Source organism: Chryseobacterium pennipullorum, from assembly GCF_003384725.1.
GTDB classification, from domain to species: Bacteria; Bacteroidota; Bacteroidia; order Flavobacteriales; family Weeksellaceae; genus Chryseobacterium; species Chryseobacterium pennipullorum.
In genome coordinates this window covers 103,465-120,120 of record NZ_QNVV01000012.1, presented here as the reverse complement: position 1 = coordinate 120,120, position 16,656 = coordinate 103,465, and the positions used below count along the sequence as shown (strand labels likewise).

Genomic DNA, 16,656 nt, shown 5'->3' with positions numbered 1-16,656 from the left:
CATGTTCAAGTTATGCCCCATACAGCAGACCATCAGTCGTCTGCAAAAGATGATCAGTGTCTGATTGATTTTCTGATCAAAAGAACTGCACAATATCCCCATAAAACAGCATTCTGCGATGTGGATATTGATCTTCAGGAAAACCCGTTTACCTATTCAGAACTCTTATTTCAGGTAAAGGGATATGCACAGATTTTAAAATATAAAAACATAAAAAAAGGAGATCGCTGCCTGCTTATTTTTAATCAGGGGATCGAATTCGTCATTGCATTTTTAGCCTGTCAATGGATCGGAGCGATTCCTGTTCCGCTTAATATTCCGGGACGTTCAAAATCTTTGGATAAATGGGAGAATATTGCCGGAGAATGTTTTCCTGAAACGATCATTACAGCTAAAAAAAATGCTTCAAGGTTGATTCAGTCTTTAAGTAAATCTAAACTATTAAACAAAATACAGGTAACCGAAGTAGAAATTTTGGTTTCAGATCAATTGGAAACAGCCTTTACAGATGAACCGGATATTCATCCTACTGCATTTTTACAATATACATCCGGTTCCACAGGAAATCCTAAAGGAGTTGTGGTGACCCAAAATTCTCTGATCAAAAATTCCAGAGAATCCAGAAAAAATATGAACGCCACTCCAGACAGTGTATTTGTAAGCTGGCTTCCCTTCTATCATGATATGGGACTCATCCTGTTTATTGTACAGACAATTTATAATGGAAACAGCCTTTATCTGATGAAACCTGAAGATTTTATGAGCAGGCCTCTCAATTGGGTCTATGCGCTCAGCAAATGGAAAGGGACGCATACCGGAGGTCCTAACTTTGCGTATCAGCTGGTAGCCGATAAATTGGTACAGCTTCACCACGAGCTTAAACAAACGAATAAAAAAGCCGAAATCTCACTGGAGGCTCTCAAAATGTGTGCTTCCGGAGCCGAACCGATCCGATTTAAAACCATCTGTGATTTTCAAAATGCCATTTCGATGTTTGGAGCCAATGATCATGTCATTTCTCCCGGATATGGTTTAGCAGAAGCTACTTTAACGGTTGCTTTGAACAAAGAAGGTGAAAAAGTAAAATGGCTGAAAGTAGATAAAGAAGCCCTGAAGAAAAATAAAGTAATTCTCAAAGAAAGCGGTTTTCTGGAAACAGCCAGGGATTTCCCCGAAGATGAAAGTTCCGTTTATCTCGTAGGAAACGGACAGGTCATTGATAACCATGGTATCGATATTATTGCCATTTCTGACCTTGAAAAAGAATTACCGGACTCTATTTCAAAACTTACTGTCCTTGATCCTTATTCAATTGGTGAACTATGGTACTCAGGACCTTCAGTAACTGATGGATATTACGAAAACAAACAGGCTACATCCGAAAGCTATTTCCATTCCCTTTCCAATGATACGGTATATCTAAGAACAGGAGACCTTGCCTTCAAAGATGATGACGGACAAATTTATATTGTGGGCAGAATTAAGGATCTCATTATCATCAGAGGTTTAAATTATTATCCTCAGGACATTGAGCGTACCTCCTGCTATTCACATCCTGATCTGAGAACTGACGGAGCGGCTGCTTTTGCCATGAATAAAGAGGGTAATGAATGCTGTTATATTGTACAGGAATTAACCCGAAGTGCTGTTTTATCTCCAAAATTTGATGAATATGCCAAAACAATACGCAACGCTGTTTTACAAGAACATGGAATAGCCATTGAAAAAATTATTTTTGTTGCTCCCATGCATGTTCCCCGAACTACCAGTGGTAAAATTCAGAGACGACTGGCTAAACGTACTACGGAACGCAATGAGTGGGAAAACATTTTACACACTTCTCAGTTAGGTTTCACGGTACCTGTAAAAAATGCAGATACGGTTCACATTCCGCTTGAGGAAAATACCTTCAAAAATACCATTGAGGAACTACAGCATTTTCTTCAAACCAGAGTTGACAGCTATACTATTGACGAAAGACGTTCAATTCCACCCTACATCATGACTGAATTTTCCCGGATGGGATTAATGGGATTACTGATTCCACAGGAAAATGCTGGGTTGGGCTGTAGTCTCAGCCAGGCAAGAACTATAATAGAAATCATTTCTTCTGCTGATCTGACATTGGGATTATTGGTGAGTCTCCACAACTTGCTGGGGCTGCATCCTATCGCAAAATTTGCCAAAGAAGAAATCAGGGAAAAAGTGGTGAAAGATCTGGCAGCAGGCAAAGGAACCGCCAGCTTTGCATTAAGCGAACCCGGTGCCGGAAGCAATCCTAACGCAGGAAAAACTTTCGCACAGAAACATAACGGCCACTGGATCTTAAATGGTGAAAAATGCTGGGTAGGCTCATCTTCATGGGCGAGTTATCTGACAGTCATTGCCCATACACAGGACGAAAATGGTAAATATCTTGGACAATCCGCCTTTTTAGTTCCACAGGGAACTCCCGGGTTACATCATATTGAAGAATGTATGACCATGGGAATGCGGGGCACTGTACAGGGACATTTTACAATGAATAATGTACAAATCCCGGCTTCACATATTCTGGGAGAGATTGGGAAAGGCGCTGAAGTTCTGCACGAAGTAGTCTCTATGGGACGTATCGGAATCAATTCTATGTGCATAGGAATTCTGAAAACCGTCTTATCGCGATCTAAACGATGGGCTGAAAACAGAAAAGTTAATTCAGGATACCTCATCGATCAGCCTGTTGTTCTTAAAAACCTCAATGAACTTCTTTGGATATTAGAGATCGTTGAAACTTATCAGTCAAAACTCGTGCAATGGAAAGATGAAGATCTTCTCCTTCCTGACATGCTGGTAAGTGCCGGAAAAATATTCTCCACGGAAGAAACCTGGAAAGGCGTCGATTTTCTGATGCAGATCACAGCAGCCAGAGGATATTCAGAACATAACGGCATTGCCCAGCTTTTCCGTGATACCAGAGTATTGAGAATATTCGAAGGTCCATCAGAATCGTTAATTGCTGATTTGGGAGGACGTACCGATGAAAATATTATGGAAACCCTGAACTTTTTAACCCATCAGCATGTAGCGATCAACACCACCCTTCAAACAGAAAAAATACAGCATATCAAAAAACAGTTTAACGAGCAGACCACTGATTCCGAAGGACAACACAGGAAATTTGCCCGATATGCTTTTGGAGAAGTGCTCACTTATCAGATGATTGTATGGATGTGCCAGGACGATATTTCGTCCCAGGCCAAAAACTGGCTGGAGAAAAAAATCACAACGATTATCACAGATACTCTTGAATTCAATACAACGCTGCTTGCCAAACATCGTTTTGAAAAACAATTCAATCATATTCTGAAAGATCACAAGACCATTTACACACAACCTGTTTTTCCTGAAGCATCAGCCCGCTCTCCTTTCCGGGATCTGCGCGCAATAGAAACTCAGAATACACCAAAAAGATCAGAGGAACAAAATATTTCAGAAAAGGTCATATTTAGGGCAACAGAGACTGGCAGTTCATCTTCCATCAAACAACCCTCAAATAACAAAAATGTTTCGGAAATAGAGACCTGGATTTATAACTGGCTGGAAAAAGAAGCCGGAATTGAACGCAGCTTGTTTACTCATTTCACTTCTTTTTCAGAATATGGACTCGATTCCTCATTGTCGATACGCTTTATAAGTGACATAAATGCCAGATATACTATTCATGTGGAACCCTCTATCATCTGGAGTTATTCAACTGTGAATGAATTGGCAGCTTACCTGTGTGAATTTGAAATCAAATCATCCGGATCCATCACAACAAACGACAAAGGATTAGACGATGATTTTCTGAAAGGATTATTAGAAGACGATCTAACCTCTTAATCTCAAACAATACAATATGAACACCATCAAAAAAAATAAGATAGCGGTCATTGGTTTGGATTGCAAATTCCCGGGACAGTCCAATGGTCCGGATCAGTTTTGGGAAGCACTTTTACATCAAAAAGATGGAATCATCCCTATACCTTCCGACCGTTGGGATCATTCCTTTTATTACGATATTGAAGGTGGTAAAGGAAAAACCTTTGTCAACCGTGCCGGATTTATTTCCGATGTATTTGATTTCTCTCCTTCAAGCTTTGGGATTCCTGAAAAAGAGGCTGCTGACATCGATCCACAGCAACGTCTGCTCATCCAGTCTTCCTGGAACAGCATTCAGAATGCAGGGTATAAAATTGATTCCATTAAAGAAAAAACAGGCGTATTCTTTGGTCTGAGCTATCGTGATTACTACGATTTCGACATTGCTCCGGATGGAGTGAATGGCTATACGGCCTCTAATCCATTGGGAAACTGTAATGCAATTGCTACAGGAAGAGTGGCTTATTTATTAGGATTAAACGGACCGGCTATTCAACTGGATACGATCTGTTCTTCATCACTGATGACTCTGCATTTAGCCTGCCAGAGCTTATTGAATGAAGAATGTGATTATGCCCTTTCCGGAGGAGTAAACTGTATTCTGTCACCTCATGCATTAGTCGCATTGGCCCAAATGGGTGCTTTGTCAAAATCTGCACAATGCCAGGCTTTCTCCAAGCATGCGGATGGTTATATCCGTGGTGAAGGTGTGGGCGTTTTATTGCTGAAACGTCTGGAAGATGCAGAAAGAGACGGCGATTATATTTACGGGACTGTAGAAGGTACAGCCACCAATCATGACGGAAGAAGCAATGGACTGACAGCTCCCAACGGAAAAGCCCAGGTAAAACTGATAGATTCATGTCTGAAAAAAGCAGGGCTTTCCGCCGGAGATATTGGATATGTAGAAGCTCACGGAACAGGCACCTATCTTGGAGACCCTGTGGAGCTTGAAGCACTTTACCAGGTATTCGGAAGTGAAAAATCAGCAGCAGAACCACTTTTTGTAGGGTCTGTGAAATCCAATATAGGACATCTTGAACCCGCAGCAGGAGTGGCTTCTTTAATTAAGTCTCTGTTGATCCTTAAAAACAATGCGATCCCTCCCGGACTGCATCTGGAAGAGCTGAATCCCGGCTTTAAGTGGCATGAAAAACCAATTGTCCCGGTCAAAGAAACTCAAAACTGGGAAAACAAGGAAAAATATATTGGAATCAGTGCCTTCAGTATGACCGGAGCAAATGTTCATGCAATTCTGGGGAAAGCCCCTGAACAGAAAACAAATAAATCTTCGGATATATTAAGTAAAAAATGGCCGATTCTCATTTCTGCGCAAAATGAAACCACTTTACAACAATATGTTTCTTCTCTTTTACATAGTATTGATAAGAATACCTCTATTGCAGCCCTGTCCAATACATTGATGAATGGACGGGAAATATTTGAAGAATCCCTCTGTGCCTGGCTGAATAACACAGAAGAATTGATAACGGAACTCGAAAAATTCCAACATGACCAGCAAAATATTTTCAATACTGTTTCACTGAAAGGAAGGAGAAAAAGAAATCAGCTTGTTGTACATATTCAAAATTTCAATGATTTTAATCCGGAATCTCTTCAAAGCTGGAGAAAAGAAGAATTGTTCAGGCTGTCCATCACAAAAATTGATCATATTCTGACGAAGTTATTCGGTAAATCTCTTTCCGATCTTTCACTAAATCCTGCTACAACATTGGAACAGAAAGCGGTCCGTTTTGCTCAGGCATTGATATGGACAGACTCCATTATTTCTATGTTAAAAGCCGATGTCATCTTGAATACATCCGGTGATGGAGATTATCTGGGCGCTGTTTTCAGTGGATTATTGAACCTTGAAGAAGCGTTGTTGCTGTTTATCCTGGAAAACGGATCAAAACGTGCACAACTTCTTGACAGAATTAGTTTCCGTACAGGAAATCATCATTGGGAAAAAGCTGAAAAAGCAGCTAACAAAGAATTCTGGCTTGACAAAACAGGAGATTCTTCAATACAGGAAGTTACGGTGAATCTTCTGAATGATGCTTCAAAAGTTTCGGTTTCATTAACTGACACAAAAGATCAATTATCCGATTTCCTGTTGTATTCTTATGCAAAAGGAGTTGAAATAGAATGGACCTCTCTTTTAGGAAATCAACCTATAAGAAAAGTACCACTCCCTCCTGCTCCACTGGCTATGGGAACTTATATCTCGGAATCTTATAGAATCAATAGCAGAAAAGATCCGGCAGCTTCCGGAAATATTCAACAACCTGAAAAAGGGAATATTATTGCTTCTATTCTTCATCATCAGTTGGATACGAAGCAGGATAACCAAAAAAGTTTTACTTCATCATTCAGCCCTGAAAAGGAAGTTTTCATTAAAGATCATATCGTGAACGGAAATTATATTTTTCCAGGCGCAGGATATCTTTCCATGGTTGTTGAAGCATTATTTTATCTTCAGAAAAGTCATAAGATTACTTTAAAAAATGTACAGATTTTCCAGCCGATGAGTTTCCATTCATTGCAGGAAAAAAGAGAGGTACAACTGGATTTAATGTATAATGACCATGAAGAACCATTTACAGCAAATGGCTTCTGGGAAATCAGGAGCAGAAAAGAACAGGAGGATTGGATGCTTCATATAAAAGGTAATTTTAAACTTCGTTCTGAAAGTAGTGTTCCTGACCCCTTAGTGATCGTTAATGATGCTTCTTTAACCCCTGTCGACACCTTGGTATTTTATGATCAATTAGATCAATGGGGAATAGAATATGGTACAGAATTCCGTTTGGTGAATCAGGTGAAATCCGATGACCGAAGCATGAAAGCTGTTGTAAAGCAGAATGAAAAAGCAAAGGATTTATTGGCTTCTCCTGAACTGCTGGATGCCTGTATGCATGCTTTATTTTCAGCCAAAATATTTGAACAGTTTTCCGAACCATTTGTGCCTTCTCGTTATGATGAGATTAACTTTTATCAACCATTTCACGGCCCTGTTCATGCGTCAGGAGAATTGCTGAAAGCAGATAGTGATGCAATGAAAGCTCAGTTCAGTTTTTGTGATTCTGAAGGATATCCTTTGATGGAAATTACCTCTATGGAAATTCGAAAAATCTTGACCGAATTTTTAAAACCAGGAATAGAAAATGAGTTCGTATATGAAGAGCAATGGGAAAAGCTGGACATCAACTTTGAAGACACTGAGAAAAAAGCAAATCCGTCCGTTCAACAGGATCTATGGGTTTTCTTAAATATTCAACAAGCTCAACAGGTATTTTCAGCGGTTGAAAAGAATTCTGAAGATCTACCTCAAATAGCTTTTGTTGGACAGGAATCTGAAAAAAAGGTACATCAAAACCTATCTGTATTCAGTACTATTTCAGAGCTAATTAAAAGTCAGACAGAGGATAACAAAGAATTAATACTCTTTACCCCTCCTATTGAAGATATTAAAGGATTATCCTCAGTGTTTGCTGTATGCAAAGATCTGTTATTGAATCTCACTAAAAATCTTAGTTTCAGATTATGTACAGTTAAAGGAGCAGCAGTCAATACTACAGAAGAAGTCAATCCTTTTCAAACAGCGCTTTGGGGACTGGCCCGAACCATGCCTATCGAAGCAAAACAAAGATGGAAAGGGGTCATTGATCTCGCATCTATTCAGGAAATCGCCTTCCTTTCTCAGGTTAAAAATCTTTTCACTGATGATCAGCTTGCCATAAGAGAAACTACGGTTTACACTCCTGTGCTTACAAGAGAAATTGACATTTTTTCTGAAAATAAACAACCAAAAGGCAACTGGAAAAACCCTGTATTGATTACAGGCGGATTAGGACAAATGGGCCGGATCTTTACCGAACAGTTGGTCAAATCAGGGTGCAAAAAAATCTATCTTCTGTCCCGTAATCCATCATGGTTACAGGCAAAAGAAAGCCAGGCAAGGAAAATGAAACTCAGCCCGCCACAGCTGGATTTCCGCAAGTATGTGGAACAATGCAGATCAGAGGGTATTTTGATTTCAGCAATTGCCGGAAAAGTAGATTCTGCTGAAGATATGGAAGCCATTGCTTCCACGTTAAAAAAACAAGGCATCGAAGAAATCAATCTGATTCATGCTGCCGGAGCCATTACCCGAAATAAAGTCACTGAAGCCAATACCGAAGAGCTTGAAGCTGAATGGAAAGCGAAATACGAAGGGGCTTTACAGCTGGATCAGCAATTTGAAAACTTCAAGGTTGGATTTACCCTGTACACCTCCTCTATTGCTTCATTATGGTCAGGAGACGGAGTAGCCGGATATTCAAGTGCCAACTTACTGCTGGATGGCCTTGCTTTTAACAGAAATCTTTCAGGGAAAAGAACCATTTCAGTCCGTTTCGGAAGGTTTGCAGAAAAAGGACTGATGAAAGACGAGGAAGCAAAAGAACTTGAAGCGTCTGGTATTTTGACCATTCCTATGAGTGTTGCCATCGACAAAGCTTTGGAACTGGCTGCCACATCAGCTCTCACGACTCCCGGAATTATGAATATCGACTGGAAACGTTTTACTCCGCTGTATCAGCTGCTTAATCATAATCAGCTGTTGTCACTGCTTACTCACAAGGAAACTACTTCAGGGAATAAAAAAGAACAAAACACTCCTAAAATTCAGGATAAACCTTTACGGGAAATCATCCGGCAAATGGTGGCAGAGGAACTTGAAATTGATATCGATGAGGTAGATCCTTCAATTCCTCTTTTTGAACTGGGATTGGATTCTATTCACTCATTAGGTATACGAACTGACCTCGAAGAACTGCTTGATATCAAATTATCCGTAAGTCTTATTTATGACTTTAACACAGTGGATCTTTTAAGCCAGCACCTTGAAGAATTAACGCAAAAAGTTCCGGATTCCTCTGTCGACGATAAAAAAGAAGAAAGTGAAGAGGATCTTTTACAGCTTTTAATGCAGGAATTGCAGTAAATACCAAAACAAAATTCAATGGAAAACAATACTACAGATCGTTCGGATATCCTCAGAAAAGCTCTTGAGGAAATCCGAAGATTGAAAAAACAATTAGAACACAACCAGGATTCTCTTTTTGAACCTATTGCTATTGTAGGAATGGCCTGCAGGTTTCCCAAAGGAGCCAGCAGTCCGGAAAAATTCTGGCAAGCCTTACAATCGCAGCAAGACCTCATTGGTCCTATTCCGGAAAAGAGAACAGAAAATACGTTAAGCGGAGCATGGGAAGGGAGTCCCTTTTTAAAAGAAGCCGGGTATCTTGAAGAAGATATCGAAGCGTTCGACCACCGCTTATTCCGTTTTTCCCCAAGAGAGGCAGAACGTACCGATCCCCAGCAAAGATTATTTCTGAAAGTCTGCTGGGAAGCCCTGGAAAATGCAGGATATGCCCCGGATTCATTGCGTGGAAGTAAAACAGGAGTGTATGCAGGTGTTATGCTGATGGAATATATGCAGCAGCTCGCCAGTGAAAGAAAACTGACTGCCCAGTTTGAACCTTATGATGTATCAGGTAACGGATTTTCATTTATGTCCGGAAGAGCCAGCTATTTCTTTGGATTCCAGGGACCGGGAATTACGACTGATACTGCCTGTTCCTCATCATTGGTGAGTATTGACCAGGCTTGTAAGGGCTTATGGATGGGCGATTGTGACATGGCACTTGCGGGTGGAGTCAATCTGTTGCTTTTCCAGGAATCCACAGCATTATTTTCTTCCCTGAATATCCTTTCCCCGGAATGCCGCAGTAAATCATTCGATGCGGAAGCCAATGGAACTGTTCGTGGAGAAGGATGCGGTATTGTGGTGCTTAAAAAGCTGGCGGATGCCGTGAAGGCTGGCGATCACATTCATGCAGTTATTAAAGCATCCGGAATTAATCAGGGCGGATTATCTTCCGGTCCTACCGTACCTCACGGCCCTTCACAGGAAATGTTACTGAAAGAGGTCTGGAAGAAAGCTGGGATCAGCGAAAATGGCCCTGATTATATCGAAGCCCACGGAACAGGAACTGAAATAGGCGACCCTATTGAAATGAACTCCATTATCCATTTACTTCCTAAAGAAAGACAATCTCCGGTGTATGTGGGTACTGTAAAATCGAACCTTGGCCACCTGGAAGCCGCAGCGGGCGTTGCAGGATTTATTAAAACCGTATTAGCCTTAGAACATAAAAAAGTTCCCGGAAATCTGCATTTCAACACCCCCTCTTCTCATATCAACTGGGCTGACTCATGCATTGAAATTCCAACAAAAACAATAGAATGGAACGCTTCACAAAAGCCAAGAACAGCAGCGATCAGTTCTTTCGGATTAAGCGGAACCAATGCTCATATCGTATTGGAAGAATATCAAAATCCTGCTCCCTATCGGCAGGAAAAACCAAATGAAACCTCCCGGAAGTGGCCGCTTCGTTTCAGTGCCAGAAACCTGTCCTGTATCAGAGATCAATGGGCCGCTTTTGCTTCTTTCTTAAAGGAAAACGAAAATCTGAGTATGGATGAATTATCCTACAGCCAGAATGTATCCAGAGCTGACTTCAAAGAAAAACAGGTAATCTGGGCAGCCGATCAAAACGAAGCCCTCAGGATTTTAGAAACTGTTCTTGCCGATGAATCGGATAGTATTTCTATTAAAGGTCTTTGGAGAAACAGCTCTGATATTTCTGAAATAAAGGATCAGGATTTTGAAGGAATGTCCTTTTTAGATACTCAGAACCATCCGGATCTGGAACAGCATGTCTTTTCAGACTGGATAAAAGGTAAAAAAATTGACTGGAAGTCCTATTACAAAGGATGCAGACTACGAAAAGTGAATGTCCCGAATTATCAGTTCCAGGAAAAAGTATTCGGGTTGAAAACCACCTGATGCTGAGCAGCATTATTCAGATAAAACAATAACATTTAAAACTATTTTGTGATAACTATAGAACAAGAATCTCCACAGGTAACACTTAACAGTGTGTCAGAAGCTTTTGAATACCTTCAAAAAAATCTGATGGAAGAATTAAAGCTCGATGAAGATGAGCTGGAAGAACTTGAAAATGATGAAAATCTGTTTACCATAGGATTAGACTCTATTGCCATGGCTGACCTTACAGGCCGCTGGAAAAAAGAATTGGGTATAGAAGTAAGAAGTACAGACTTTTTAAGAGAACCTACCTTACAAAGCTGGGCAGAATTCATCTTTGAGCAGGTCAATGAACAACAGCTTACTTCTTCTGAAAATACAACCTTGAGTTTATACAAAAATGATGAAGACTCCAGATATGAAAGCTTCAGACTCGGAGACATCCAAAATGCTTACGTGGTAGGCAGAAATGCAGAATTGCCCTGGGGCGGCATCAGCTGTTACGGATATTTTGAAATGAACACCAGAGATCTGGACATACACGCTTTACAGCTTGCCATCAATGATCTGATCAAAAGACACGAAATGCTTCGCGTGAGAGTGGATGAAAACGGTTTCCAGAAAATCCTTCCGGAAATGAATTACATCATTCCTCTGCACAGCATCAATGAAGGTAAAGATTTACAGAAACATCTTGCAGAGATCCGTGGAGAGATGGAAAACCAGATCATCCCACTCAGCAAACCTTTATTTGATCTCAGGGTCAGTGAAATGGAATCAGGCACATGGCGCATTCATTTCGGAATGGACTTTATCGCCAGCGATGCATTAAGTCTGCGTCTGTTCTGGAGAGACCTTTCAATCTTATATTCGCAGCGATTGAAAAACGCTTATTCTCAAAACGCTCTTCCGGAAATCAAAGCTTCTTTCCGTGATTATCTTCAGTACATTGAATTAAGAAAAAAATCTGACCGGTATGAAGATGATAAAGCGTATTGGCTGAACAGGATGGACAGCTTATCTCCGCCGCCCCAACTGCCATTAAAAAAACAGATCAGTGCCTTTGGTCATACCGCCAAAGAATTTACTCATTTTGAACACACCTTTACCAAAGAACAATGGGAAAAATTCTGTCAACATGCCGCACAGAAAAAACTGACTCCTACAGCAGCTTTGATGAGCCTTTTTTCAGAAGTACTCTCTGCCTGGGGTTCCGGACCACAGTTTGGGTTGATGCTAACCGTTTTTGAAAGAGATCCTGTTCATCCTGACATTGATAAAGTCATTGGGGATTTCACCCATCTGTCCCTTTTAAGCGTCAACTGTCTCAACCGCAGCGTAGAAGAAAATGCTTTGGCACTGCAATGGCAGATGCAGGAAGACCTGGAGCACAAAACGTATTCTGCCGTTGAGGTGGTAAGAGAGCTCAACCGTATCAATCCTTCAGCGGATCTGTTCTACCCTGTCGTATTTACCAGCGCATTAGGTTTAAGCAAAGATGGAAATGACCTGGGTGATCCTTCCGTGTTTGGCGAAGTAGGCTATTCTTCTTCTCAGACACCACAGGTTTGGTTAGACTCACAGGTAATGATTAAAAACGAAGATATGGTAGTGGCGTGGGATGCTTTAAATACCATATTCCCCGACGGATTGATTGCTTCCATGTTTGAAACCTATACACGATTAATTGAAAATGCAGTCGAGGAAATTTCATTCTGGGAGTCAACATTGGATGATTTGAGACCTAATAATCAGCGTGAAATCCAAAAGATTGTCAATCAGACTCAATACAATTATCCCGAACTTCTGCTGCATGAGCAAATTCTGGAATACGCCCAAAAAGATCCCAACAGAGAAGCCATTGTTTTTAAAGAACAAACGTACTCTTACAAAGAATTAACTGAAAAAGCCAATCATATTTCGGCATTATTGCAACGTAATCAGATTAAAAAAGGAGCCAGAATTGTGGTTCAGATGCAAAAATCATTTGAATCCATCGCCGTTATTCTTGGTATTGTTCAATATGGGGGATCTTATATTCCGATGTCTCACAACAATCCTGAAGCCAGAACCGTTGAGATCATTCAGCAAGCGGAAGCACAGGGTTTTATTACCGATCAGGAATTTGATTTAAACGAAATACAAACTGAAAATTTCCTGCACTTACAACAGTCTGATATCACCTGGGAAAAAATTGATTTTGAAAAAACGGTCATTCTCCCTCAGGACATTGCTTATATCATCTTCACATCCGGATCTACCGGAAAGCCTAAAGGAGTTGTGATTACTCATGAAGCTGCTGTGAATACTATTTTAGACGTTAACAGACGCTTTGACGTAACCGAAAATGACGCTGTATTTGGAGTATCAGCCTATAGCTTTGATCTATCGGTATATGATATCTTCGGAGTGCTGGGAGCAGGCGGAAAGCTTGTTGTTCCTACAGAAGAAGAACGTATTGATCCGATAGCATGGAAATCCCTGATTACCCAACATCAGATTACCTTGTGGAATTCTGTTCCTGCCTTATTCAACATTTTGCTTGATGCTACTCAGGAGCAGAACAATCTGTCTTTAGAAAAAGTCTTTTTATCAGGGGACTGGATTCCGCTTTCCACTTTTGACAGGATGAAAAAGCTAATACCTGACGTCAGTCTGGTGAGTATGGGGGGCGCTACAGAAGCATCCATCTGGTCAAATTATTATGAAGTGAAAGCACTCGAAGAAAAATGGACTTCCATTCCTTATGGGTATCCCCTATCCAACCAGCAATTTTATGTACTGGATGAATCAGGACGTCCGTGTCCGGCATTTGTCAAAGGAAAATTGCATATCGCCGGAAAAGGTCTTGCAATGGAATATTGGGGCCGTGAAGACTTAACCCAAAAAGCATTTTATATCCATCCTAAGCTCCATATCAGATTGTATGATACAGGTGATTACGGACAGTATATAGAAAATGGAATGATTGAATTCCTGGGACGGAAAGATGATCAGTTAAAAATCAACGGATACCGTATTGAAATTGCAGAAATCCAGATGGCATTTCAACAGTGTAATCCGGCATTGGATCCTGTAATTCTGCCTATTGGAGAAAAAGCAGCTCACAAAAAGCTGGTAGCCTATGTGAAATCTAACGCAGATGCTTTTTCAGAGTCTGATTTCAAAAAACAGCTGACAAAATATCTTCCACCCTATTTTATCCCGGACAGCATTATTCCATTGAAAAACTATCCTGTAACAGCCAATGGAAAAATTGACCGAAATGCATTGATCCGGCAAGCTGCGGAACAAACCTCATCCCGATCTGAAAAACCTGATACCGGAAAGGAAACAACCCATTCAAAAAACGGAAGCATCCATCCTGTATTGAAAGTTGTGCGGGAAGTATTTGATCTGCCGGAACTCAATGAGCAGGATCAGTTCAGTGAACTGGGAGTTTCTTCCATGGATATTATCCGGCTCGCCAATCAACTGGAAACCCACTTCCTGGATCGTCCTACGGTAGGTGATATGGTGAGACTGATTTCTGTTGCTGAACTGATTGAATATTATCAGGCCAAAAACATCCGGTTTGAAGAATTTGAAGAAACCGGAAATCATTCTGTCCCGCCTCAGTTCCTGTTGTATACTGCTGAACAAATGAAATACCTTAGCGGATTACCTTTCATTGATCAGTTGGAACCAAGACAGTCTTACAAGAAAAGCCGGATTGCACAACGTACTGATCTTTCTTCCGACAACCGGATTTCATTAGCAGACAGCCCAACACCGGATGTATACAGTGCATGGAGAAAGAGCTACCGTACTTTCATCGACAGACCTGTTTCATTTGAAGAATTTAAAGGCTATTTAAATCTATGCTCTGCCCAGTCCATGGATCAGAATGTACGCTTCAATTATGCCTCTTCCGGAGGAATATATCCTGTACAGATTTATGTAACCGTTTTCAGGGACAAAGTAGAACATGTAAAGGAAGGGTATTACTACTTCGATCCGTATAATCAGGAACTCACCTTGATTTCTCATGAAAATGTTATTTCAGCGACGCAGCTTAATTTTAACCATAACTGGCTGGATCAGGGAGCTTTTGCCGTTCACATGATCGCAGATATGGAAGCCATTTATCCCATTTACAATAAAGAATCACTGCGGTTTTCTATGCTGGAAGCCGGATTTATTTCTCAGCTGCTGGAAGCAGAAGGTGTGCATTATAATATTGGAGCCTGTCAGCTGGGAGGTTATGATTTTGAACAGATCAGAGCCAACTTAAACCTTTCCGTACAGCACTTTTATCTGCATACCCTTATTGCCGGTGCCATAGATTTTCAATCTGAAAAAGCAGCCATGCAGACAGAACTTGAATCTTTAGAATGGCAAAAACATACGGACACCCTGCAATCTTTGGTTAATGCATGTGAACAGAAAGAAGTACAGCTTTGGGTAGAAGAAGACAAACTGAAATTCAAAGCGCCTGAAGGAGCTCTTTCTCCTGAACTGCTTGAACAGTTAAAAGCCAGCAAAACTTTCCTGATTGCCTATTTGCAGTCCGAAACCTTTAAAAAACATCAAAAACAATACGAACGATTTCCTCTTACTCCTATCCAGGCGGCCTTTTTAATGGGACGAGACAATACTTTTGAATTAGGAAACGTAGGATCACACTATTACAGTGAACTGAAATGGCCCAACCTTGATGTCGAAAAACTTGAAAAAGTAGTGAATCATGTCATTGGGTTACATGATGCCCTTAGAACCGTTATTTACGAAGATGGAACCCAGGCAGTTTTACCACAGCAGCCTTATTATCAGATTACAATATCTAATGAGACACCCGAAGCCATCAGAACAGAACGTTCCCACCATAAATATCCTCTTGGGAAGTGGCCCATGTTTCATTTTGAAGTGAGCAGCGCTCATTCTGCCGACACCATTTTACATCTGAGCGTCGATTTACTTTTACTGGATGCCTGGAGCGCCGATCTTCTGATGCGGGAAATCATTAAAGCCTATCAGGGTCAGGAAGTAAAGAAGCCAGGATATACCGTTAAGCAATATATTGCCGATGAAAAAAAATGGCATCTGGAACATCAGCAATTCCTGCAGAAAGCCGAAAACTATTGGGAATCCAAGTTAAAAGACATTCCTTCCGGACCGGAATTGCCGTTTATAAAACCATTGTCTGAAATTGAACATCCAAAATTCAGAAGGTACACATTTGCCGTATCAGATAAAGCGATTGAAGCTTTAACCCAAAAAGCCGGACAGTACAATCTGAGTGCTACAGCCGTATTGGCAACCATCTTTTCAAAACTTCTGTCCCACTGGAGTGGCGGGAAAGCTCTTACTTTAAATATGACGCTTTTCAACCGTCTGGGGCTTCACCCGGACGTTAACGAGGTCATGGGTGACTTTACCAATGTGGCCTTAATCTCTTATTTCCCTGAAAATCAAGCAACCTTCTTATACGAAGCCACTGCCATTCAGGAACAAATATGGCAGGCCGTGGAGCACCGGGCTAAAAATGGACTGGAAGTCCTGAGAGCTTTAAACAAAAACAATCCCGGAAAAGCGGTGATGCCCGTTGTGTATACCAGTTTGCTAAGCAGTGAGTCAGCCGATATGGAAAACAATTTCTTCCCTGAAGGCGTAAAAGAGGTCTATGCTGTAAGCCAGACTCCGCAGGTAGTCATTGACCATCAGATCTACCGCAGAGGTGATGAATACCTGATCAACTGGGATGTGGTGGAAGAAGCCTTTGATCTTCAGCAGCTTGAAAAAATCGTAACGCTGTATGAAGCATGGGTACACCAGATTGTAGAAGCTGAAAACTGGGACATTCAACTGAGTGCAGATTCATAAAAAACAAATTAAAACTA

The 16,656-nt window shown here is 40.9% G+C and carries 4 protein-coding genes; all 4 read left to right on the top strand.

Annotation, left to right across the window (positions count from 1 at the left end):
- Positions 1–12 precede the first annotated feature (12 nt).
- Genes DRF67_RS14025 through DRF67_RS14010 form a run of 4 tightly spaced genes read left to right on the top strand, consistent with a single transcriptional unit; the run spans position 13 to position 16,639 of the window.
- Positions 13–3,861 carry an AMP-binding protein gene (locus DRF67_RS14025; RefSeq protein ID WP_165851803.1) on the top strand — a complete coding sequence of 1,283 codons (3,849 nt, stop codon included), beginning with the start codon at positions 13–15 and terminating at the stop codon, positions 3,859–3,861.
- A gap of 16 nt (positions 3,862–3,877) precedes the next feature.
- The gene (locus tag DRF67_RS14020) at positions 3,878–8,887 is read left to right on the top strand and encodes a beta-ketoacyl synthase N-terminal-like domain-containing protein (protein ID WP_115928916.1); all 5,010 of its coding nucleotides are present in this window, start codon (positions 3,878–3,880) and stop codon (positions 8,885–8,887) included.
- Between the two features lie 18 nt (positions 8,888–8,905).
- On the top strand, positions 8,906–10,795 hold the full coding sequence (locus DRF67_RS14015; RefSeq protein WP_115928915.1) for a type I polyketide synthase: 1,890 nt from the start codon (positions 8,906–8,908) through the stop codon (positions 10,793–10,795).
- 48 nt (positions 10,796–10,843) lie between these two features.
- On the top strand, positions 10,844–16,639 hold the full coding sequence (locus tag DRF67_RS14010; RefSeq protein ID WP_123912749.1) for a non-ribosomal peptide synthetase: 5,796 nt from the start codon (positions 10,844–10,846) through the stop codon (positions 16,637–16,639).
- Positions 16,640–16,656: the final 17 nt, after the last annotated feature.

Bases quoted from the DNA above. Each gene is read 5' to 3' on its own strand.
- DRF67_RS14015 (WP_115928915.1), top strand. From the start codon at position 8,906: ATGGAAAACAATACTACAGATCGTTCGGATATCCTCAGAAAAGCTCTT.
- DRF67_RS14025 (WP_165851803.1), top strand. From the start codon at position 13: ATGCCCCATACAGCAGACCATCAGTCGTCTGCAAAAGATGATCAGTGT.
- DRF67_RS14020 (WP_115928916.1), top strand. From the start codon at position 3,878: ATGAACACCATCAAAAAAAATAAGATAGCGGTCATTGGTTTGGATTGC.